Annotated in this window: 19 protein-coding genes, 1 tRNA gene and 1 pseudogene; 19 read left to right on the top strand and 2 right to left on the bottom strand. The window is 34.1% G+C overall.

Going from position 1 to position 22,296, the window contains the following annotated elements:
• The first annotated feature begins 6 nt into the window (after window positions 1-6).
• The 6 genes from MN581_RS07035 (at window position 7) to MN581_RS07010 (ending at window position 4,170) form a co-directional block, all read left to right on the top strand.
• Window positions 7-1,293 carry a folylpolyglutamate synthase/dihydrofolate synthase family protein gene (locus tag MN581_RS07035; RefSeq protein ID WP_241699495.1) on the top strand — a complete coding sequence of 429 codons (1,287 nt, stop codon included), beginning with the start codon at window positions 7-9 and terminating at the stop codon, window positions 1,291-1,293.
• A 3-nt stretch (window positions 1,294-1,296) separates the two neighbouring features.
• Window positions 1,297-1,962, top strand: a complete 666-nt coding sequence (locus MN581_RS07030; RefSeq protein ID WP_241699494.1) for an HAD family hydrolase — start codon at window positions 1,297-1,299, stop codon at window positions 1,960-1,962.
• Between the two features lie 55 nt (window positions 1,963-2,017).
• Entirely contained in the window at window positions 2,018-2,710 is a 693-nt protein-coding gene (gene radC / locus MN581_RS07025) for a DNA repair protein RadC (RefSeq protein ID WP_241699493.1), read from the top strand.
• Between the two features lie 155 nt (window positions 2,711-2,865).
• Window positions 2,866-3,066, top strand: coding sequence for a cold-shock protein (locus MN581_RS07020; RefSeq protein WP_071457588.1), 201 nt, complete (start codon window positions 2,866-2,868; stop codon window positions 3,064-3,066).
• Between the two features lie 130 nt (window positions 3,067-3,196).
• The gene (locus MN581_RS07015; RefSeq protein ID WP_241699492.1) at window positions 3,197-3,736 is read left to right on the top strand and encodes a DUF2179 domain-containing protein; all 540 of its coding nucleotides are present in this window, start codon (window positions 3,197-3,199) and stop codon (window positions 3,734-3,736) included.
• The gene (locus tag MN581_RS07010; RefSeq protein ID WP_199500918.1) at window positions 3,736-4,170 is read left to right on the top strand and encodes a GNAT family N-acetyltransferase; all 435 of its coding nucleotides are present in this window, start codon (window positions 3,736-3,738) and stop codon (window positions 4,168-4,170) included. Before MN581_RS07015 ends, MN581_RS07010 begins: the two co-directional genes overlap by 1 nt.
• Before the next feature lie 52 nt (window positions 4,171-4,222).
• Here the strand turns inward: MN581_RS07010 and MN581_RS07005 are convergent, their stop codons facing one another.
• The gene (locus MN581_RS07005) at window positions 4,223-5,902 is read right to left on the bottom strand and encodes a ribonuclease J (protein ID WP_241699491.1); all 1,680 of its coding nucleotides are present in this window, start codon (window positions 5,900-5,902) and stop codon (window positions 4,223-4,225) included.
• Between the two features lie 2 nt (window positions 5,903-5,904).
• Complete coding sequence (locus MN581_RS07000; RefSeq protein WP_117973375.1) at window positions 5,905-6,120, bottom strand: DNA-directed RNA polymerase subunit epsilon; 216 nt, start codon at window positions 6,118-6,120, stop codon at window positions 5,905-5,907.
• 384 nt (window positions 6,121-6,504) lie between these two features.
• Between MN581_RS07000 and MN581_RS06995 the strand changes: the two genes are divergently transcribed.
• The 13 genes and pseudogenes from MN581_RS06995 (at window position 6,505) to MN581_RS06935 (ending at window position 22,277) form a co-directional block, all read left to right on the top strand.
• Window positions 6,505-8,235: an ABC transporter ATP-binding protein gene (locus MN581_RS06995; RefSeq protein ID WP_241699490.1), complete on the top strand. Its 1,731-nt coding sequence runs from the start codon at window positions 6,505-6,507 to the stop codon at window positions 8,233-8,235.
• On the top strand, window positions 8,232-9,995 hold the full coding sequence (locus MN581_RS06990; RefSeq protein WP_241699489.1) for an ABC transporter ATP-binding protein: 1,764 nt from the start codon (window positions 8,232-8,234) through the stop codon (window positions 9,993-9,995). Before MN581_RS06995 ends, MN581_RS06990 begins: the two co-directional genes overlap by 4 nt.
• Before the next feature lie 197 nt (window positions 9,996-10,192).
• Complete coding sequence (locus MN581_RS06985) at window positions 10,193-11,221, top strand: Gfo/Idh/MocA family oxidoreductase (protein WP_241699488.1); 1,029 nt, start codon at window positions 10,193-10,195, stop codon at window positions 11,219-11,221.
• Window positions 11,222-11,225: 4 nt separating this feature from the next.
• The gene (locus tag MN581_RS06980; RefSeq protein ID WP_117973371.1) at window positions 11,226-12,521 is read left to right on the top strand and encodes a DEAD/DEAH box helicase; all 1,296 of its coding nucleotides are present in this window, start codon (window positions 11,226-11,228) and stop codon (window positions 12,519-12,521) included.
• 21 nt (window positions 12,522-12,542) lie between these two features.
• Window positions 12,543-12,869 (top strand): PTS sugar transporter subunit IIB, encoded by a 327-nt coding sequence (locus tag MN581_RS06975; RefSeq protein ID WP_241699487.1) that lies wholly within the window; start codon window positions 12,543-12,545, stop codon window positions 12,867-12,869.
• A 59-nt stretch (window positions 12,870-12,928) separates the two neighbouring features.
• A tRNA-Arg gene (locus MN581_RS06970) sits at window positions 12,929-13,002 on the top strand.
• Window positions 13,003-13,231: 229 nt separating this feature from the next.
• Window positions 13,232-14,092 (top strand): PRD domain-containing protein, encoded by an 861-nt coding sequence (locus MN581_RS06965; RefSeq protein ID WP_241699486.1) that lies wholly within the window; start codon window positions 13,232-13,234, stop codon window positions 14,090-14,092.
• A 4-nt stretch (window positions 14,093-14,096) separates the two neighbouring features.
• Window positions 14,097-15,977 carry a beta-glucoside-specific PTS transporter subunit IIABC gene (locus MN581_RS06960; protein WP_241699485.1) on the top strand — a complete coding sequence of 627 codons (1,881 nt, stop codon included), beginning with the start codon at window positions 14,097-14,099 and terminating at the stop codon, window positions 15,975-15,977.
• A 12-nt stretch (window positions 15,978-15,989) separates the two neighbouring features.
• Window positions 15,990-17,432: a glycoside hydrolase family 1 protein gene (locus MN581_RS06955; protein WP_241699484.1), complete on the top strand. Its 1,443-nt coding sequence runs from the start codon at window positions 15,990-15,992 to the stop codon at window positions 17,430-17,432.
• Window positions 17,433-17,630: 198 nt separating this feature from the next.
• Complete coding sequence (locus MN581_RS06950) at window positions 17,631-18,101, top strand: ferrous iron transport protein A (RefSeq protein WP_256463827.1); 471 nt, start codon at window positions 17,631-17,633, stop codon at window positions 18,099-18,101.
• A gap of 2 nt (window positions 18,102-18,103) precedes the next feature.
• Complete coding sequence (feoB, locus tag MN581_RS06945; protein ID WP_241699482.1) at window positions 18,104-20,248, top strand: ferrous iron transport protein B; 2,145 nt, start codon at window positions 18,104-18,106, stop codon at window positions 20,246-20,248.
• Between the two features lie 616 nt (window positions 20,249-20,864).
• Window positions 20,865-21,833: pseudogene (locus MN581_RS06940) on the top strand (acetylxylan esterase).
• Between the two features lie 42 nt (window positions 21,834-21,875).
• Window positions 21,876-22,277: a hypothetical protein gene (locus MN581_RS06935; protein WP_241699481.1), complete on the top strand. Its 402-nt coding sequence runs from the start codon at window positions 21,876-21,878 to the stop codon at window positions 22,275-22,277.
• Window positions 22,278-22,296: the final 19 nt, after the last annotated feature.

Raw genomic sequence — 22,296 nt, 5'->3', positions numbered from 1 at the left:
TACAAGATGGAGTATGGAGAAATCATTTCATGGATACATGAACGCACAAAGTTTGGTATTCGTCCGGGGTTAACACGAATCAATTATTTATTAGAACAATTAGACAATCCGCAAGATAAGTTAAAAATTGTTCATATCGGTGGAACAAATGGGAAAGGCTCAACGACAACGTTTTTACGTTGCCTGTTGGAGCAACAAGGCTTAACAGTTGGAACCTTTACCTCACCGTATATCGAATCATTTAACGAACGCATTGCGATTAACGGTCAACCAATTCCTAATGAAGAGTTGGTTGAATTATGTGAAAAAGTGATACCTATCGTGGATAAGATGGATGAGGTACCTGATTTAGCTCATACTGTTGAATTTGAAGTATTAACAGCTATGATGTTTGATTATTTTGTTGATAAAAAAGTTGACATTGTTCTAGTTGAAGTTGGTTTGGGCGGACGTTTTGACTGTACGAACGTGATGACTCCACTTGTGTCAGTAATTACGACAATTGGTTTAGACCATGTCGATATTTTAGGAGATACGATTGAACAAGTTGCTAGTCAAAAAGCTGGGATTATTAAAGAAGGAAGGCCAGTTATTGTCGGGAATGTTTCAGATGAAGCATTTGATGTGATTAGTAAAGAAGCAAATTCATTACATGCTCCAATCAAACGTTATGGGGTTGACTTTGATAGTCAATACTTACAACCGACTGATAATTGGGGAGAAACATTCCATTTTAAATCAGATAAAGTTGATTTAAAACAATTATCCATAAATATGGTTGGAAAACACCAAGTAGATAATGCAAGTGTCGCCATTGAAGCATTTAATGAGGTGGCTGATATGCTTCATTTACCAGTGTCTAATCGTGATTATCAAAAAGGATTACAACAAGCATTTTGGCCTGGTCGTATGGAAAAAATTTCTGATGAACCATTTATTGTATTAGATGGGGCGCATAACGATCACGCGATGGAAGTATTAGTAGACAATCTAAGACGAGAATTTTCAGATAAAAAAATTCATACGATTTTTGGGGCGTTGACCACTAAAGACATTCAAGGGATGATTGGGTTATTGCAGTCAGTAAATAATCTAGACTTGAAAGTGACCACTTTTGATTACCCAAAAGCTTGTACGAAAGAATTATATGAAGAGATGGGATTAACAGCATATGATCACTGGCAAGAAGCACTATCAGATACATTGAAAGAAGTGTCAGGGGACGATTTGATTTTAATTACCGGATCATTGTATTTTATTTCCCAAGTAAGACAAATTTTATTAGGAGAGTGACGTGTGAAAAAAATAAGCGGCGTTATTTTTGATATGGACGGCCTAATCTTTGATACAGAAGCAGTCTATTCAAAAAATAATATTGAAATTGCACAAAAATTCAAGATGCCTGGCTACGATGAGGAATATTATAAATCTGAAGTTGGTTTAGGTGAGAAGGCAGTTTACCAAAAATATGTCAACGATTTTCCAATGTTGAGACAAGATGAGATTGACCAATTTTTTAAAGAAAGTCGAGCTAGTACATGGGAAGAATTTTCGACAGTGGGAGCACCGATTAAACCAGGTGTGGAAGAATTGTTAACGTATTTAAACAATCACGGCGTAAAGTGTGTCGTTGCTTCAAGTAATAACCGTGAAGCGATTGATATGTTATTAGACAAAGCTGGATTTATGGATAAGTTTAGTGGGATTGTCAGTGGCAATGATGTGACACATGCTAAACCACATCCAGAAATTGTTGAAAAAGCTGTCGAAATATTAGGTATACCAAAAGAAGAAACGATAATGCTAGAAGATTCATTGAATGGCATTCGAGCGTCTTTCACTGCCAATGTACCAGTCATCATGGTACCGGATTTGATTTTACCAAATGACGAAGCGAAAGAAAAAACACTGACTATTAAAGATAGTTTGTATGATGTGTTAGACTACATAAAATCAGTTTAAATCAAAAACTCCTTTTTTCACGTATGTTTTGGGTGAAGAAGGGAGTGTTTTTTTATTGAAAATTAAATGTCGAGAGCAAGAGTATAAAGATCAATTGTTACCTCGTGAGCGATTACTACAATATGGTTCAGAGGTTTTATCAAATGAAGAGTTATTAGCTATTGTGTTACAATCAGGAAATAAGTCAATACCAGTCATGCAGTTAGCAGAAAATATATTAAAAGAAGTGGATGGGTTATACGGATTAAAAACCGTTAAAATAGAGGAATTGATGAATTTAAATGGAATAGGAACAGTAAAAGCGATACAAATAAAAGCTATTGTGGAATTAGGAAAACGATTAGCTTTATCAACACAAGAAAAATATGGAAAAATTTATTCTAGTCAACAAATTGGCGAGCGATTAATTGAAGAAATGAAGGATTTAACACAAGAACATTTTATGGTATTTTATTTAAATGCTAAAAATGAAATCATAAAAAAAGAAACGATTTTTATTGGCACGTTAAATCAATCAATTGCTCATCCACGTGAAATTTTTCATCTAGCCGTGAGGTATTCGGCCTCTCGCCTTATCCTAGTTCACAACCATCCGTCTGGAAATCCAGAACCGTCAGATCAAGATGAAATATTCACAGAACGTTTGGTTTCTTGTGGTAAAATGATGGGGATGGAGATTTTAGATCATATAATTGTAGGAGAATCCGGTTACGTAAGTTTTAGAGAAACTAAGAGATTATCATTGTGAAAACGGGTCTTTACTTGCAATTAAAAGAGACATGAGTTATCATGAATATGTAATATGGTTTTGGATTTCAATAGATGTTGTATGAAACACCCTCTATCGACCGAAAGCAAGTATTACAAAAATTAACATGTGCTACGGCACGAGGAGGAAGTAACATGGCTCAAGGAACAGTAAAATGGTTTAACGCAGAAAAAGGATTTGGATTTATTCAACAAGAAGAAGGAAATGACGTATTCGTACATTTCTCAGCTATCGAAGGCGACGGATTCAAAACTTTAGAAGAAGGTCAAGCTGTAACATTCGAAATCGAAGAAACAGATCGTGGACCTCAAGCAGCAAACGTTGTAAAAGCGTAATTAAATCTAATTAAAATTTTAAGTGTAAGTGGTTAATCCACTTACACTTTTTTTGATTAATTTATTGCATGGTATAAAGTTATCGGATAATATGAGGAAGCAGAGTTATATAAAAGGAGGAGTTTAATAAATGGAATTGAAAACATTACTAATAATTTTTTTAATTAATTTTTGTTATGTTACACTAAATACTATCCGTTTTATGTTAACAATGAAAGGGTCACGTGTTATTGCCCCGTTACTTAGTATGGTGGAAATTTCCATCTATGTTGTTGGTTTATCTTTAGTATTAAATCAAATTAATAACCCAGTTAATCTGTTTGTATATGCATTAGGTTATGCTTGTGGAATTGTTTTAGGGATAAAAATTGAAGATTATTTAGCATTAGGTTATATTATGGTGACGGCTATTTTGCCATTAAATGAAGAAAATAAGGTACTTCCAGAATTGTTAAGAGATGAGGGATATGGTGTGACACAAACCATTGCTCATGGACGAGAAGGAGAACGATTAGTACTAGAAATTTTATCTGCTAGAAAATCGGAGCGTTCTTTATATAAAGATATTAAAGATTTTAATGATAAAGCATTTATCATCTCATATGAACCTAAGTACATTTCTGGAGGGTTCTGGACGAAAAAAGTACGTGAAAGGAACAAGAGAAGATGATTACATTTGAACAAAAAAGATTTGATCATTTAACCCGACAAGAATTGTTTTCCATGTATCAACTACGAATTGCTGTGTTTGTTGTGGAACAAAAGTGTCCTTACCAAGAGGTAGATGAGATAGATCTATCAGCTATACATGTTTTGGGAAAAAATGAAGCAGGTGAATTAGTTGCTTATATGAGGTTGTTTCAAGAAAACCAATCTTGGCATATTGGCCGAGTAACTGTTCGAAAAAGTGATAGACATCTTCATTATGGAAGGAAGTTAGTTTCATACGGTCTGTCTTGTGTACCAACTAATCAATTAATAAAAGCACAAGCACAAGAGTATTTAAAATCATTTTATGAATCATTTGGTTTTGAAGCAATATCTGATGTTTATCTAGAAGATAATATTCCGCATATTGATATGGAATGGATAAAAAAAATATGAAAAAACCTGTAAATGCTTAATTATTTTTAGACATTTACAGGTTTTTAGATTATTATTTACTGGATGTTTCAAGTATCATTGGCAGAATCATTGGATGACGTTCGGTTTTTTCAATTAGAAATGGTTGAACGGTATTCACAATGACTTCATTTAACATGATTTCATCACATTCGGGATGTTTTAATGCTTTTCTGATAGCGTTAAATAATAATCGTTGTGTCTCTTGGATTAATTCACCAGACTCTCTCATATAAATAAAGCCACGAGATAAAATATCTGGACCAGCAACAATCATTTTTGATTGATAGTCAACTGTGGCAACGGCTAATACCAAACCATCTTCGGAAAGAATTCGGCGATCTTTTAAAACGATACTGCCAATATCTCCAATCCCATTACCATCAACATACACATCTTCAGCATTAAAGTGTCCAGCACGTCTTGCACTGTCATTTGTTAGGGCTAAGACATCTCCGTTTTCTAAAATAAAACAGTTTTCTTTAGGGACACCTGTTGCTTGAGCTGATTTAGAGTGGATATTTAGCATACGATATTCTCCATGAACTGGAACGAAGTATTTTGGTTTTAATAAACGTAAAAATAGCATTTGTTCTTGCTGTCCACCATGTCCAGATGTATGAATATTATTTACTTTACCATGAATGACATTAGCTCCAGCTTCGGATAATAAATTGATTAAACGATTCACACTAGTTGTGTTTCCTGGAATAGGTGAGCTTGAGAAAATAACTGTATCATCAGGTTGAATCGAAATTTGACGATGTGTTCCATTAGCAATACGGCTTAAGGCAGCCATTGGTTCACCTTGAGATCCAGTACATAAAATCATAATCTCGTTAGCTGGGTATTTATTAATATCACGAGCATCGATAAAGGTATCATCAGGGACGGTAATATGTCCTAACTCGCGTCCGTTTACAATCGCATTTTCCATACTACGACCAAAAACAGCAATTTTTCGTCCAGTTTTAACAGCTGCTTGAGCTGTTTGTTGTAAACGGAAAATATTTGAAGCAAACGTCGCAAAAATGACACGACCTTCAACTTTTTCCACAATTTTTGTAATGGATTCGCCAATCACTTTTTCAGATTTGGTAAACTCAGGTACTTCAGCATTGGTACTATCTGAAAGTAAACATAATACGCCTTCTTCACCTAGACGAGCCATTTTATGTAAATTGGCCGGTTCTCCAACTGGTGTAAAGTCAAACTTAAAGTCACCAGAGTACACGATATTTCCTGATGGCGTTTTAACAACCACCCCATTGGCTTCAGGAATACTATGAGTGGTTCTAAAGAAGCTGATTTGAGTTTTTCTAAACTTGATCACAGTGTCTTCATTTACTTCATGTAAAACGGCATCACGAAGTAAGCCGTGTTCTTCTAGTTTATTACGAATTAATGCAAGAGCTAGAGGGCCAGCATAGATTGGGATGTTTGCTTGTCGCAATAGAAATGGTATCCCACCAATATGATCTTCATGCCCGTGAGTAATGACTAACGCTTTGACTTTTTTGATATTTTTAACAATGTATTGGTAATTTGGTATGACGTAATCGATACCCAGTAAATCGTCTTCTGGAAATTTAATTCCAGCATCAACAATGATGATTTCATCTTGAAATTGGACACCATAAGTATTTTTACCGATTTCCCCTAGTCCACCTATTCCAAATACACCTGTCTCATTGTTTTTTATTTGGGGTTTCATGATTAATTAAACTCCACTAATTCAAAGTTAGTATGTTCTTTTTCATAATCTAAATGGTTTCCTTCTAGGGGTTGGATAAACTCAATATTGTAGTTAGTATGCTCAGTTATTAAGCGACGAGCTGTAACGGGTGAATCAGATTCAATGTAAAGAGATTGTGTTTTTTCTCTTTGTGGGCTAAATTTTTTGTCCTCTTGGTAATATACTTTATAAATCATTTGACATTCTCCTTTATATAAATGAAATTTTTATCTCTAATTAATTTGTAAAAACACGACAAAATTAGGTGCAAGTAGACACCTTTTTGAAGTAATAGTTATCCTAAATACTTGATTTAAAATAACATGGAATCTTGTCTCATTCCACGGATGTTCACTATCTTTTTCACCGTCGTATTTTGGAGCATATTACTCCAACAATTAGGTTTATTTTATCATAATTGCAAATAATTGTATAGAAACATTCATCATGACAAAAAAAGGATAACGATTACATCGAAAAAATAAGATAATTCGCAATAAATCACTGACATTTTAGCCGAAAATCAGTTATGATAAATGAAATGCATTAATTGCCTATTAAATGAAAAAGAGGGTGTACAAATGAAAACAATGTGGAATTACGCTATGAAACAAAAAAAGTTATTATTACTAAATTTTTTGTGCGTATTTGGCTTTATTTTAATAGAGCTAGGGTTGCCAACTTTACTAGCTAAGATGTTAGATCAGGGTGTCGCAAATAATGATATGTCAGTAGTGAAACAAGTTGGTTGGCAAATGGTATTAGTAACAGCAGTTGGTATTATTCTAAATATTAGTTTAGCCGTGGTAGGTGCAAAACTTAATACGGGAATCATTAAACATATTCGTGAGGATATGATGGAAAATATTCAACGATTTTCTCATAAAGAATATGAAGATTTTGGTATGTCGTCACTGATTACTAGAACAACTAACGACGCGTTTCAAGTGATGAATTTTATGGGTATGATTTTAAGAATGGGATTTATTACCCCAATTATGTTTATTGCAAGCTTGTATATGATTGTTAGGACGAGTCCTTCGTTAACTATATTTGTGTTTATCGGGTTACCATTTTTAATATTAGGTATGTTAGTGATTGCTAAGTTTTCAGAACCACTGTCAAGTCGTCAACAAAAAAATCTTGATAACATAAACCTGATATTGCGTGAGAACTTATCTGGATTAAGAGTGATTCGTGCGTTTGTTAATGAAACATTTGAAGAGAAACGATTTGATAATGTCAACAATGCTTACGCAACAAGTTCAATGAAGTTATTTAAATTAATGGCTTCAGCTCAACCAGCATTTTTCTTTCTATTTAATATTATTATGGTGTTGGTTATCTGGTTTGGGAGTATCCAAATTAATGATGGTAGTTTAGAAGTGGGAAATTTAATCGCATTTATAGAATATATATTCCATGCCTTATTCTCATTTATGTTGTTTGCTTCTGTTTTCATGATGTACCCACGTGCAGCCATTTCAGCTGCTCGTGTACAAGAAGTCTTAGATGTTGAACCTGCTATTCAAGATAATCAATCTGGCATCACAGAAACAAAAACACAAGGTGTCATCGAATTTGATAAGGTATCTTTTGCTTATCCAGGACATAGTGAAAGTCCAGTCATACGAGACGTTAGTTTTACAGCTAATCCAGGAGAAACAATAGCATTTATTGGAAGTACAGGTAGCGGTAAATCCACTTTAATCCAATTAATTCCTAGATTCTATGATGTGAGTCGAGGTTCTATAAAAATTGATGGGGTAGACGTGAGGGATTATAAATTAAAAAGTTTACGAGAAAAAATTGGTTATATCCCTCAAAAAGCAGTGCTTTTTTCTGGGGCAATTGCTGATAATTTACGATTTGGTAAGCAAGAGGCAACAGAAGAAGAAATGAAAGAGGCACTAGACATCGCACAAGCAACGGAATTTGTTTCTCAAAAACCACAAGGGTTGTTAGAACCTATAACAGAAGGTGGTTCTAACTTCTCAGGGGGACAAAAACAACGTCTAGCTATTGCACGAGCAATCATTAGAAAGCCTGCTATTTATGTGTTTGATGATAGTTTTTCAGCACTGGATTATCGAACAGATGCCATGCTTCGTCAACGCTTGAAAAAAGAAACAACAGAATCCACCGTTTTAATTGTAGCGCAACGTGTGAGCACCATCATGCACGCAGATAAGATTATTGTGCTAAATGAAGGTGACGTTGTTGGCATGGGAACACATAAAGAGTTGTTGAAAACTTGTCAAGTTTATTACGATATTGCCTCATCACAATTGACAGAGGAGGAATTAAAATGACACACTCATTGAAACAACTAAAAAGACTGTATCAATATATTTCTCCTTATAAGTTTGGTTTTATTGGAGCACTATTTTTAGCAGTTATTGCAGTAATTATGAATGCTTTATTGCCTTTTGTAACGGGTTTACCAACAACTAAAATAGCTGAAAATATAAAAAATGGTGAGTCGCTTGATTTCAAATATATTTTAAATGTACTCGTTGTCTTATTTTTAATAGGACTAATTTATAGTTTAGCAAGTTTTTTTGCTCAATGGTTTATGACAAAAGTCGTTCAGCACGCAATGAGAGATTTACGAACAGATATTTCACAAAAGATTAATCGATTACCAGTTTCTTATTTCGATACACATCAATTTGGAGATGTTTTATCTCGTGTGACTAATGATGTTGATGCGGTAAGTAACGCGTTGCAACAAGGATTAATCGCTATTGTTAATGCCCTTCTTGGAATTACTATGGCTGTGGTGGCAATGTTAACTATCAATGTAAAGTTAGCATTGTTGGTTATGTTGATTATTCCATTATCTATGATTATTTCTAAATTAGTTGTTCAGTGGTCTCAACCCTACTTTAAACGTCAGCAAGATTCACTGGGTGAGTTGAATGGGTTTGTTCAGGAAAATTTAACAGGGTTTAATGTATTGAAGTTATATGGCCGAGAAGAAGAAACCATTATAGATTTTAAAGATGTCAATCAACGTTTAACAAACAATGGATTTAAAGCAGCAGCAATCTCTGGGTTGATGATGCCATTAGTTAATTTGACAGCTTACAGTGCTTATATAGGAGTTGCTGTATTAGGGTCATTTTATGTGATTTCTGGCACCTTGCTTTTGGGTAACTTACAAGCGTTCATTCAATATGTGTGGCAAATCAGTCAGCCAATGGGACAAATAACCCAATTGTCTTCCATGCTACAAAGTGCTTCTGCTGCCACAAAACGCGTGTTTACGATATTAGATGAACCAGAATCAATCGACAATGAAGTAGATATTCCATTACCTGATGTGATTCGTGGAGATGTTGAGTTTGATAATGTGTCATTTAGTTATCAAGCAGATAGACCACTGATTCAAAATTTTAGTGTATCTGTTAAAAGTGGACAAACAGTGGCAATTGTTGGGCCAACAGGTGCAGGGAAAACAACTTTAATTAATTTGTTGATGCGTTTTTACGATGTGACAGATGGAGCGATTAAAATTGATGGCATTGATACGAAAAAAATGAATCGTAGTGATGTTCGGTCACTCTTTGGAATGGTATTACAAGATGCGTGGCTTTATAACGATACGATTGCTGAAAACATTCGGTTTGGTAAATTAGATGCGACTGATTTTGAAGTAGTTGATGCAGCTAGGACAGCTAACGTAGACCATTTCATTCGAACCATGCCTGGTGGCTATGAAATGGTCATTAACGAAGAAGGTGACAATATTTCGCTAGGTCAGAAACAACTACTTACTATCGCTCGAGCGGTGATTTCTAATCCTAAAATTTTAATATTGGATGAAGCGACTAGTTCGGTTGATACAAGATTAGAAGGACTCATTCAAACAGCAATGGAAAAAGTAATGGAAGGGCGCACAAGTTTTGTGATTGCTCACAGATTATCCACGATACGTGAAGCTGATTTAATTTTAGTGATGGATCAAGGACAGATTATTGAGCAGGGAACACATGAGAGCTTACTAGCGAAAAAGGGGTTTTATGAAAAATTATATAACAGTCAATTTGCAGAAGAGTTAGACGAATAAAAATTAAACCACTTTGTCAGATAATCAATCGTTACTAGTAGACGTAATGGCTATTAGTCAGTATGATTATAGTACAGGTGGTTGTTTATTTTTAATTTAGTCAGACATAAATGAAGGAAAAATGATATACTTTTGACTACGAAGTATCAGGGTTTAAAATGATTTGCGCGATAAAAGAAAATAAAGGGGAATATGTCATGTTGAAACTAGGTGTTATTGGAACGAATTGGATTACTCATGCATTTGTTAATGCAGCCATAAAAAGTGAAGAGTATGAACTTCGTGCAGTATACTCACGAACTAAGGGAAAGGCAGAAAAATTTGCTAGTAAATACGATCATTCAGAGATCATTCATATTATGACTGAGTTATCAGAGTTAAGTGAGTCAGAAGACATTGATGTAGTTTATATAGCGTCTCCTAATAGTTTACATTACGAGCAAGCAAGATTATTGATGACACATGGTAAACATGTCATTGTTGAAAAGCCAGCAGTCTCGACGCTAGAAGAATTAGAAGAATTAATTGATTTGGCTGAAGAAAAAGAAGTGTTCTTTTTTGAAGCGGCAAGACACATACATGAAGATAATTTTCAACGAGTTGCTTCATTTTTGAAAAATAGAGAAGATATACTGGGGGCTAATTTAACGTTTATGAAGTATTCATCACGTTATGATGCTCTTTTACGAGGAGAAGAACCCAATATTTTTTCTGCTAAATACTCGGGTGGAGCCTTAATGGATTTAGGCGTATACTTAGTTTATACAGCAGTAGCTTGGTTTGGTAAGCCAAACTCTGTCTACTATTTTAACCAAAAATTACCTACAGGTGTTGATGGGTTAGGAACAATGATTTTCCGTTATGATACGTTTGATGTGACGATGACTGTTGGAAAAAACGCGGATAGCTTTTTACCATCAGAAGTGTATCTAAGCGATAGTACATTATGTTTAGATGCAGTCAATAGTATTGGTAGTATCATTCAAAAGAAACGAGAAAATAATGACTTGTTAGAAATTAATTTTGGAACAGAGCCATCTGAAGATGTGATGTTAGAAGAAGCAAGAGCATTTGCAAATATTATGGTTAATCCAATGGGCATTAAACAACAAAAAATATACCAAGATTGGGTACAACTTGCCAAAGATGTTCATGGATTGATGGAAACGATGAGAAAAGAATCAGATATTATATTTGCGGCAGACGCAAAAGAAATTAGAGGGTAAACGTATGAGTATGTTAGAATTATTGCCAGAAGTTTGGCAAAAAGAATGGGATAAACAGAGCTACGGGGAACCAACATTAATTCAAAGTACCTTATATCCATTGTTATTAGAAAGTGAAAGTGTATTAGGTATTTCTCCGACAGGATCAGGAAAAACGGTGGCTTATTTGTTGCCGTTACTACAAAAAGTGATTCAAGGAAATGGGAATCAACTCTTAATTATTTTGCCATCACAAGAATTAGCAAGTCAAGTGGCTGACGTCACAAGAGTATGGGCTAAAGGATTGGAATTAAATGTTCAAGCCATTATCGGTGGTGCAAATGTTAAGCGACAAATCGAACGATTAAAAAAACGTCCCGAAGTGTTAGTTGGGACGCCAGGTCGAGTACTTGAATTAATTAAACTAAAAAAAATTAAAGCACATTTAATCCAAACATTAGTCTTGGACGAGGTAGATGATTTATTAAGTGATGCCGATTTTAACTCAACTAAAGGTATTATCAAAAGTGTACAAGCAGATACACAAATTGTGGCAACCTCTGCTACAGGTGAGCAAATATTACCAAGAATGGATACGTTATTTAGAACAGCGTTACGTGTGATTGATGTGACAGAAGAAGATAACACTAAAGGAAGCATTCAACATGGCTTTATTATGACTCCAGTTAGAAAACGTTCTGAAGTATTGCGTCGATTGGCTCATGTAGAGGGATTTAAAGGGTTAGTCTTTTTTAATCAAGTGAGTGAGTTAGGGGCAGTATCTGAGCGATTAAATTATCTAGGTATTAAACATCAAACACTCGCTTCTGATCAACACCAAGTAGAACGAAAACGTGCAATTCATGACTTTGAAACAGGACAAGTATCACTGTTATTAACAACTGATTTAGGAGCTAGAGGATTAGATTTTTCTGATTTGGATTATGTCATTCAGTATGACTTAGCTCAAAGTGTTCCAGATTACATTCACCGTGCAGGACGAGTAGGACGTATGGGAAAACAAGGAACAGTGATTAGTTTAGTTAATGATGGAGAAAAACGAGAACTAAATCGTTTGTATAAAGAAGTCGGAAAAACAGGAACGGAATTTTTTGCAACGCATGGGAGATTAGTAACGGAAAAACCTGATTCACGTTCTGATGAGGAAGAAATAGAAACGCTTAAGCCGATTAAAGAAGAAAAAGTTAAAGCGACAGTTGTTAAAGAAGAAACTGTTCGTGATAAACAAGAAACGCCTAAAAAGAAAAAGAAAAAAAATCGCACCAAAAAGCAAAAGAATAAAGGAGCGAAGTGGAAATAATTTTTTTATGAGGGGGAAGGCATGAAAAAACGGATCGTTTTAGTCTGCTTAGCTGGTATGACTACTAATTTACTAGTAAATCGTATGAGGCGAGCAGCAGATATGAAAGAAAAAGATGTCGATATCGTAGCAATATCAGCATCAGAAGTTGAAAAAGATATTCAAAATGAACAAACAGATATCTATCTTTTAGGACCACAAGTTAGGTATTTAAAAAATGACATCAAACAAGCATTAAATAATTCAGGTATTCCAGTTAAAAATATCGATATGACAGATTATGGCTTGATGGATGGATCTAAAGTATTTGCATATGCTGAAAGATTGTTAGAAGATATAAGTGAATGAAAAAGATATTGTGACTAGACTTTTATCAATAAAAGTGAGAAAATCATAATAGCTTTGATGTCCCTGTAGCTCAGCTGGATAGAGCACCGTCCTCCTAAGACGGGTGTCGTACGTTCAAATCGTATCAGGGACGTTTTATTTTTAATAAATGAATTGAATCATTAATGAATATAATATTATATATGTTTGAATATTGTATGAAAAATTTAAAAATGTGTTGAAGCAAATAAAAACACATGGTATCATGAAATCAAATAAGGATTGTAACTGGTCAAGCAGGCAAAACCTCAGACTAAGGCGTGTTCTCCAAATGGAGATGACGGCTTGTTTGAGGTTTTGTTTTTTTTCTTTTCAGAAAGGAAGTGATAGTCATTAAAATTATCAAGATACTAAATAATAATGCCTTCATTTCTCAAGATGATACAGGGAATGAAGTGGTTGTCATGGGTGTTGGCATAGCATTTGGTAAAAAGAATGGTCAAATAGTCGAGCCAAGTAATCGATACAAAATCTTTTCAAATATTAATTCCAAGATTATTGATCGCTTTAAAAATGTGTTTTCAGATATGCCAGAAGATTATTTAGAAATAACTGAGCGACTTATTTTTGTTATGGAAAAAGAATATGGTAAAAAAATAGACGATATCATTTATGTTTCTTTAACAGAACACCTTCATGGTGCAGTCGAACGTATTAATAAAGGGATTAAGGTTGCTAATCCATTGCTGATGGATATCAAACGCTTATTTAAAGATGAATTTGAAGTGGGCATGCTAGGTGTTAAAGAAGTTAATCAACGATTTGAAGTGGCATTTTCAGAAGATGAAGCTGCCTATATCGCACAACATTTAATAAACGGACAATTAGATAATTTAGTCGATATTAATGATATGTCAAAACTCATGCAAGAAATTATTAATATTATCAAGTTTACATTTCGGATTGAGTTTAATGAAGAATCGATTTATTACTATCGATTTGTGACACATTTAAAATTCTTTGCACAACGGGTTATTGATAAGCAAGTTTACACTAGTGAAAATGACGATATGTTTGATTTGTTTAAAGAAAAGTATGTGGAAAGTTATGAGTGTGTGGTTAAAATCGATAATTATTTATCTAAAAACTATCATTATCATCTTAATTCGGATGAACAATTGTATTTGTTGTTACATATAGAAAAAATTACAAAAAATGCGAAAATAACAAGCGAGGAAGGTTAAGAAAATGGATTATCAAAAAGTAGCATCGGATATTTTGAAAGAAGTCGGTGGGGAGAAAAATGTGATTAGTGTAGTACATTGTATGACACGTTTAAGATTTGTGTTAAAAGATGAGTCGATTGTAGATGATGCTAAAGTGGAGGGGATAAAAGGCGTTCTTGGTATTATGAAAAAAGGTGGACAATATCAAATTATTATTGGAAATGAAGTGGGTGCTGTCTACAAAGAAGTGGTTAAATTAGGAAACTTTAAAACAGAAAACAGTGACGATACACCTAAAAAAGATAATGATGAAGGGATTTTTTCTAAAATACTAGATGTTATCTCTGGCTGTATGGCACCAGTTATTCCTGCACTGATTGGTGCGGCGATGATTAAAGTGCTTTTAACTGTGTTACCAATGATTGGTTGGTTAAGTGAGGGAAGTCAGACTTACCAATTATTATCTGTTATTGGAGATGGAGCGTTTTTCTTCATGCCAATTTTAATTGGTATGTCAGCGGCATCTAAATTTAAAACCAATCCTTATTATGCTGCAACACTAGCTGCTATTATGTTGCATCCAAATTTTATTACTTTGATGAATACAGCAAAAGATGCTGGTGAAACTGTTAAATTCTTTAATATTATTCCTGTCACTTATGCAAACTATGCGTATTCCGTTATTCCAATTATTTTAACAGTGTGGTTATTATCTTATATTGAACCATTCGTGGATAAAATTACACCAACTATTACGAAAAACTTTTTAAAACCGATGTTAGTATTACTGATTGCAGCACCAATTGCTTTAGTTATTGTTGGACCAATTGGGGCTATTATAGGTAATGTTTTATCAGACGTGATATACTTTATCCATGATAAACTAGGGTTTATTGCAGTAGGGTTAGTTGCAGGAATTTACCCATTTATCGTTATGGTAGGAATGCACCATGTCTTTACACCAATTAAGTTGAGTATGATTGCCACAACAGGTTATGAAGCCTTTATGTGTATTGCTGAATTATGTTCGAACTTAGCGCAAGGTGGGGCATCATTAGCCGTTGCGATTAAATCTAAAAATAAAGATTTGAAACAAGTTGCCGGTTCTTCAGCTTTTTCGGCGCTACTTGCAGGGATTACTGAGCCAGCTTTGTATGGGGTAACCGTTCGATTAAAACGTCCAATGCTAGGAGCTTGTATTGGAGCAGCAACTGGTGGGATTATTGGTGGATTGTTCCAATTAAAAGCTTATGGTATTGCCACACCAGCTATCATTACGTTCCCTCAATATATTGAAAAAGGCAATAGTGCGTCAATCTTTTACGCTTTAATTACGATGGGAGTGACTATCGTAGTTTCATTTATCGCTACTTATTTACTCGGGTTTGAAGACATTAAAGACGATTCTTATGAAGAAGAAGTAGAAGAAGCAACGGTTGAACCATTAAACCAAATTAAAGATGTTTATAGCCCTTTACAAGGTGAAGCAATTGAATTAGCGAAAGTAAATGATAAAACATTTGCAGATAATCTATTGGGACAAGGGATAGCCATTATTCCTGAAAAGGGAGAAGTCGTAGCACCGTGCGATGGGACGATTGATGTCTTTTTTGAAACAGGGCATGCGATTGGGCTTAAATCAACAACAGGATTGGATATATTAATTCATGTTGGACTTGAAACAGTCAACTTAAATGGCGAACATTTTTCACCACAAGTTCATGTTGGTGATAAAGTGAAAACAGGTGACGTGTTACTTAAATTTGATTTAGAAAAAATCAAAGAAAAAGGCTATGATACAACAACCCCTGTAGTAATTACTAATTCAAATGATTTTAAAGAAGTTAACGTAGATAAAACTGGTTCAGTTAATGAATCAGATAAAATATTGACAATAATTTAATGAGGTGAAAACATGACAAAGTATCAAGTACCAAAAGATTTTTTATGGGGTAGCGCATCGGCAGCTTATCAAATCGAAGGGGCACATTTAGAAGATGGAAAAGGTGTGTCAAACTGGGACGAATTTGTTAAAATTCCAGGAAAAACTTTTGAGGGATCTACTGGTGAAACTGCAGTGGATCATTACCACCGCTACAAAGAAGACATTAAATTAATGGCTGACATGGGATTAAAAACCTATCGTTTCTCTATTGCTTGGACAAGAATATTTCCAACAGGACGTGGCGAAGTAAATAAAAAAGGACTTGAATTTTATCAAAATATCGTAGACGAGTGCTTAAAATACGGCATTGAGCCCATGATTACTTTGTATCATTGGGATATTCCTCAATCCTTAGTTGAAGAGTATGGTGGATGGGAAAATCCAAAAGTCATTGATGATTTTGTTAACTACTCAACATTTTTATTTGAACAGTTTAAAGGAAAAGTTAATTATTGGATTACGATGAACGAGCAAAATATTTTTACATCTTTAGGGTGGTTAACTGCATTACATCCACCAGGAAAATTTGATGATCAAAAAACATTTTACCAAGTCAATCACCATGCTTTTTTAGCACATGCTAAAACTGTTATTGCGTTCAAAGACATTATTCCTGATGGGCAAATTGGGGCAAGTTTTGCTTATAGTCCCAGTTATGCTCTAGATTGTAATCCTGATAACGCTATGTCAAAAGTTGACTTTGATAATTTGAAAAACTTTTGGTGGATGGATGTTTATGCGTATGGTCGTTATCCTAAAAATGCTATGACTTATCTAGAAAAACAAGGTGTTGCCCCAGCTGTCACAAAAGAAGATGAAAGCTTATTTAAAAAAGCTGCTTCTTTAATTGATTTTATGGGTGTTAACTATTACCAGACAACAGTTTGTGAATACAATGATTTAGATGGTGTAACACCATATGCGAAAATGAATACAACAGGTGTCAAAGGAACGAATGAGCAAACGGGTATTCCAGGGGTATATAAAACAGCTAATAATCCTTATTTAGCTACAACAGATTGGGATTGGACGATTGATCCTGAAGGGTTACGTTATGCATGTAAAGAAATTACAAGTCGCTATAATTTGCCAATTGTTATTTCGGAAAATGGATTAGGTGCCTTTGATACATTGGAAAGTGATGGTAGCATTCATGATCCTTATCGTATTTCATTCTTAGAAGAACATGTAAAAGAAGTGATTAAAGCCATTGATGAAGGCTGTGATGTGATTGCGTACTGTACATGGTCATTTACAGATTTACTAAGTTGGTTAAATGGTTATCAAAAACGTTATGGTTTTGTATATGTTGATCGTGACGAAAAGGGTGGTAGCTTAAAACGATATAAAAAAGATAGTTACTACTGGTATGAAAAAGTGATTAAAACAAATGGTGCCAGTTTGTTTGAGTAATTCATTATTATCCTATGACATGATTGCTTTAAGTAGTCATGTTGTAGGATTTTTTATTGGCTTGTTATTTAAAAAAAATATAAATGATTTTTTTCACAATATAGATTGACGCTCATTCCTGACAAGTGTATGATTAGTTTATTAAATGAGAATGGTTTTCATTATTGATTAATAGAAAAAATAAACATAGGTGAAAAAATGAAAAAATTGAAGGATTGTCAGATGAATAAAGTCTATCAATTTGTTGCGTTTAATGGTCAAGAATCTCATGGAAAACATTTAAAAAATTTGGGATTACTACCAGGAACAGAGATGGTATTATTATCGAATAAAAAAAATCAACCATTTATTGTTCTATTTAAAGGGACAAAAATAGGAATAGATGATACTATTGCAGAATTTATCCAAGTTAGTGAAGATATAGAAAAAAATTCTACCAATCTTAAAACATTGGATGAAATTGGTATTGGAAAACATGCACAAGTAATTGATTTTACTGCAAGCGGCGCATTAAAACGGCGATTAATGGATATGGGATTAACAAAGGGTGTACTTATTCAGGTAAAACAATATGCTCCTTTAGGTGATCCGATTGAAATGACGGTCAGAGGATATGAACTCAGCTTGAGGAAACAAGAAGCATCACTAATTTTGGTTAAAGAGGTGTAGCTATGACAAAAAAACAAATCGCATTAGTCGGAAATCCTAATAGTGGAAAAACGAGTTTGTTTAACGAGTTAACAGGGGCTAATCAATCAGTAGGGAACTGGCCAGGTGTGACAGTAGAAAAAAAAGAAGGTAAACTAAAAAAGAATACAGATATCGTGTTACAAGATTTACCAGGTATTTATTCTTTATCACCTTATACACCAGAAGAAGTGGTGGCACGGGATTATCTGTTGGAAGGTAACCCTTCAGGTATACTAAATATCGTTGATGCAAGTAACTTAGAAAGAAATCTTTATTTAACGACACAGTTGTTAGAATTAGGCATTCCCATGATTCTATCATTAAATATGATGGATGTGGTTGAGAAAAAAGGCATTCGATTAAACGAAGAAAAACTGTCATATTCTTTAGGGATCCCTGTAGTAAAAATGAGTGTGACTAAAAAAGAAGGATTGGTTAATGCCCTTGTAGAAATAGACAAGCTATTTGTTCATGGAAGAATTCCCGATTTTCCTCTATATGACAATCGATTAGAAGTAGCTTTGTCTGAAATTAGTGAATTGTTACCAGAGAGTATACCAATTCATCAAAAAAGATGGTACAGTATCAAGTTATTTGAAAGAGATCAAACAGTTTGTTCACGAAACATCATGACTGATAACGTGAAAAAAGAAATTGAAGACATTATCAGTATGACAGAAGAAATTATTGGAGACGATAGTGAGAGTATTATTATCAATGAACGATATAATTATATCAGTCAAATTGTCAGTTTGTGTTGTGTGAAAGAGATAGATTACAAATTAAGTATGAGTGATCGAATTGATAAAATAGTAACGAATAGATGGCTCGCTTTACCAATCTTTGCGTTTGTGATGTGGTTAGTTTATTATTTATCCATCCAAACCATTGGAACGATTGGGACTGACTGGTTAAATGATGTATTATTTGGAGAAATTGTTCCAGATAATGTCACCAAGTTAATGGAGATGCTGGCTATTGCCCCCTGGCTACAATCGCTTGTTCGTGATGGAATTATTGCCGGAGTAGGTGCGGTACTAGGATTTTTACCACAGTTAATGGTCCTGTTTTTATGTTTATCACTACTAGAAGATTGTGGATACATGTCACGTATCGCTTTTGTCATGGACCGATTTTTCAGACGTTTTGGTTTATCTGGCAAATCATTCATTCCAATGTTGATTTCAACCGGTTGTGGTGTTCCAGGAGTGATGGCTTGTCGAACAATAGAAAATGAAAAAGATCGACGTATGACGATTATGACCACAACGTTTATGCCATGTTCAGCTAAATTACCTATTATTGGTCTTATTGCAGGTGCTTTTTTCCCACATAGTTCTTGGGTTGCACCATCAGCCTATTTTGTAGGGATAGGGTCCATTGTTTTATCCGGTATTATATTAAAGAAAACGGCATTATTCAGTGGAGACACAGCGCCATTTATTATGGAATTACCTGATTATCACATGCCAAGATTTCAAAACAGTTTTAGACAAATGATTGAGCGCTCAAAATCTTTTGTGAAAAAAGCAGGAACGATTATTTTTGCGAGTTCCGTTATTATTTGGTTTTTATCTTCATTTAACTTTAGAGGACAAATGGTAGAAACAGATCAAAGTATTTTAGCCTTTTTAGGTCAATCAGTAGCATTTGTTTTTGCTCCACTTGGATGGGGAAGTTGGGAAACAACAGTAGCAACGATAACAGGACTTGTTGCAAAAGAAAACGTCGTAGGAACGTTTGGTATTTTATATGGTCACATGAAAGAAGTATCAGAAACTGGAAAGGAATACTGGCCATTATTAAGTGCTAGTTTAACACCAGTAGCTGGATATTCATTTTTATTATTTAATCTATTATGTGCACCATGTTTTGCTGCGATTGGGGCCATACGTCGAGAAATGAATGATTGGAGATGGACAACGCTGGCGATAAGTTATCAATGTCTATTAGCTTATGTCGTTAGTTTAGTTGTTTATCAATTTGGTCATTTCCTATTTGAAGATGGCACATTTGGTATAGGACAAGTTGTAGCAAGTATGTTAGTTATTGGTCTGATTATATTAATAACAAGAAAACCTAGAAAAGAAAAATTAGTCGGTGTAGAAGGTATCAGTATATTATAGGAGTGATAGTATGGGCACAATTATTTTAGCTGGAATTATTTTTTTAGGAGTAGCTAGGGTTGTATATAAGTATGGTGTAAAAAAAGAAAAAACATGCGATTGTTCTTCGGCGGACTGTCCGATAAAAAAGAATTAGCTTAGATAAATAAGGTATCGTTATAGTCCCTTACGTTAATTATTCACGTGAGGGATGCGTTATTTAAAAAGGTAAACGCATAGAAAAATAGGTTTTATATTAAAGGCAGAGGCAAAAAGATTGGATAGGTAAAAATGGATATTTTTCAATTTAGTTATTTCATGAGAGTGGTAGAATCAAGTGGAAGCTTGACATTGGCTTCAAAAAAGCAAATATCTCTTAATCATCGCTTAGTCAAATTATCTCTAACTTTGAAAAATCAAAAAATATTGAAAATATCTTTCTCAAGGCAGGTCAAATCGTTTGGTAAGCTAATAAACTTAAAAGTGTAAAAGAGATACATGTGAAAATACTGAATGACTATAGAAAAGTTGTTTTACCAGAGTTATAGAAGTTAAATAGATAATAAAGTATAAAATACTGAAAATTATTTTCTTTTAATATATTGATAATTGCGAATGATTTCAAAGGAGCGTTTTTATGTCGGAAATAATGTCGTTAAATGAAATGAAGCTATACAAGGGTAGTAGAGATAAGCCGAATGATTTTGATTATTTTTTGGAAAAACAGATTAGACACTTAAATTCTAAAAATGATTATACATTATATAAATGTCATTTTATGATTGATTATGTTGACTGTTACGATTTAACAATACAAATGGAGAATAATTCAAGTACTTATTGCAAGGTATTAAAACCACTTGGTAAAGGTTCATTTTCAGTAGTGTGTCATTTTCATGGTTATCAGGGACAAAGCAGTGATTGATCAGAATATTTCAAATATATATTAGCAAGGTATGCCGTTGTAGCGATGGATGTTAGGGGACAAGTAGACAAGTCAGTTGATGGTAATTACTTTAAAGGAAATACAGTGAAAGGTCACATTGTTCGCGGGATGTCTGACACTCCAAACGATTTATTTTTTAAAGACATTTTTCTCGATGTGTATCGTGTCATAGAGTTAGTATCAACTTTTTATTGGGTAGGTACGTATAATTTAACAACATTAGGTGCGTTACAAGGAGGTGCATTAGCATTAGTAGGTGGGGCTTTGAATAATAAAATAAAAAAAGTTATTACGATCTATCCATTTTTGTCTAACTTTTCTCGTGTGTTAGAACTAGAGCTATCATGTGAACCTTATGATGAGTTATTCCGATATTTTAAATTTAAGGATTATTTTTACATGACTGAACAGAATATTCTGTCTAGTTTGGATTATATAGATGTTAAAAGCTTTTCTAGTTTAATTAATGATGACGTGAAATTAGTGACAGGATTAAGAGATGATATTTGTTTACCATCGACTCAATATGCGATTGTTAATCATTTGAAGATATCATATGAATATATTATCTTACCAGAATATGGACATGAAGCAATAAATGTATTTATGCATGATAAAATAATGAACTTGATTACCGGTGACAAGATAGGAGAACAATAGTATGGATACTAGTAAGCAAATAGAAAAAGGGTTGATAGTGTCTTGTCAGGCATTAGAAAACGACCCTTTACACAGTTTGTTCATTATGTCACGTCAGCGAAAGAATCAGGAGCTGTCGGGATTGGGGCTAATTCGGTGGTGGATATTCAAGCCATACAAGACACAGTTGATTTACCGATAAATGGGATGATTAAAAAAATTTATGAAGATAGTGAGGTATTTATTACTCCTACATTGAAAGAAGTGAGAGATGTTTGTGCAACGGGTGTAGAAATTGTAGCGATAGATGGAACAACACGAGAACGATCAAATAGTGAAAAGCTTAGTGATATCGTGACAGCTATCAGACAAGAATACCCCAAGACACTTTTGATGGCTGATACAGCTTCTTTAGAAGATGCTAAATATGCGGAAGCTCAGGCGAGTGTATCTATCAAACAGTAGAGGAAAGAAAAGAAGTTCT

Origin of the sequence: Vagococcus sp. CY53-2 (genome assembly GCF_022604695.1) — a bacterium.
GTDB lineage: Bacteria > Bacillota > Bacilli > Lactobacillales > Vagococcaceae > Vagococcus.
The sequence above is the reverse complement of the archived record's forward strand: the minus strand, read 5'-3'. Positions and strand labels throughout refer to the sequence as shown.

Coding starts and splice junctions, on each gene's coding strand:
- MN581_RS07035 (WP_241699495.1), top strand. CDS start 7: ATGGAGTATGGAGAAATCATTTCATGGATACATGAACGCACAAAGTTT.
- MN581_RS07020 (WP_071457588.1), top strand. CDS start 2,866: ATGGCTCAAGGAACAGTAAAATGGTTTAACGCAGAAAAAGGATTTGGA.
- MN581_RS07015 (WP_241699492.1), top strand. CDS start 3,197: ATGGAATTGAAAACATTACTAATAATTTTTTTAATTAATTTTTGTTAT.
- MN581_RS07005 (WP_241699491.1), bottom strand. CDS start 5,902: ATGAAACCCCAAATAAAAAACAATGAGACAGGTGTATTTGGAATAGGT.
- MN581_RS07000 (WP_117973375.1), bottom strand. CDS start 6,120: ATGATTTATAAAGTATATTACCAAGAGGACAAAAAATTTAGCCCACAA.
- MN581_RS06995 (WP_241699490.1), top strand. CDS start 6,505: ATGAAAACAATGTGGAATTACGCTATGAAACAAAAAAAGTTATTATTA.
- MN581_RS06990 (WP_241699489.1), top strand. CDS start 8,232: ATGACACACTCATTGAAACAACTAAAAAGACTGTATCAATATATTTCT.
- MN581_RS06985 (WP_241699488.1), top strand. CDS start 10,193: ATGTTGAAACTAGGTGTTATTGGAACGAATTGGATTACTCATGCATTT.
- MN581_RS06980 (WP_117973371.1), top strand. CDS start 11,226: ATGAGTATGTTAGAATTATTGCCAGAAGTTTGGCAAAAAGAATGGGAT.
- MN581_RS06975 (WP_241699487.1), top strand. CDS start 12,543: ATGAAAAAACGGATCGTTTTAGTCTGCTTAGCTGGTATGACTACTAAT.
- MN581_RS06960 (WP_241699485.1), top strand. CDS start 14,097: ATGGATTATCAAAAAGTAGCATCGGATATTTTGAAAGAAGTCGGTGGG.
- MN581_RS06955 (WP_241699484.1), top strand. CDS start 15,990: ATGACAAAGTATCAAGTACCAAAAGATTTTTTATGGGGTAGCGCATCG.
- MN581_RS06950 (WP_256463827.1), top strand. CDS start 17,631: ATGAAAAAATTGAAGGATTGTCAGATGAATAAAGTCTATCAATTTGTT.
- feoB (WP_241699482.1), top strand. CDS start 18,104: ATGACAAAAAAACAAATCGCATTAGTCGGAAATCCTAATAGTGGAAAA.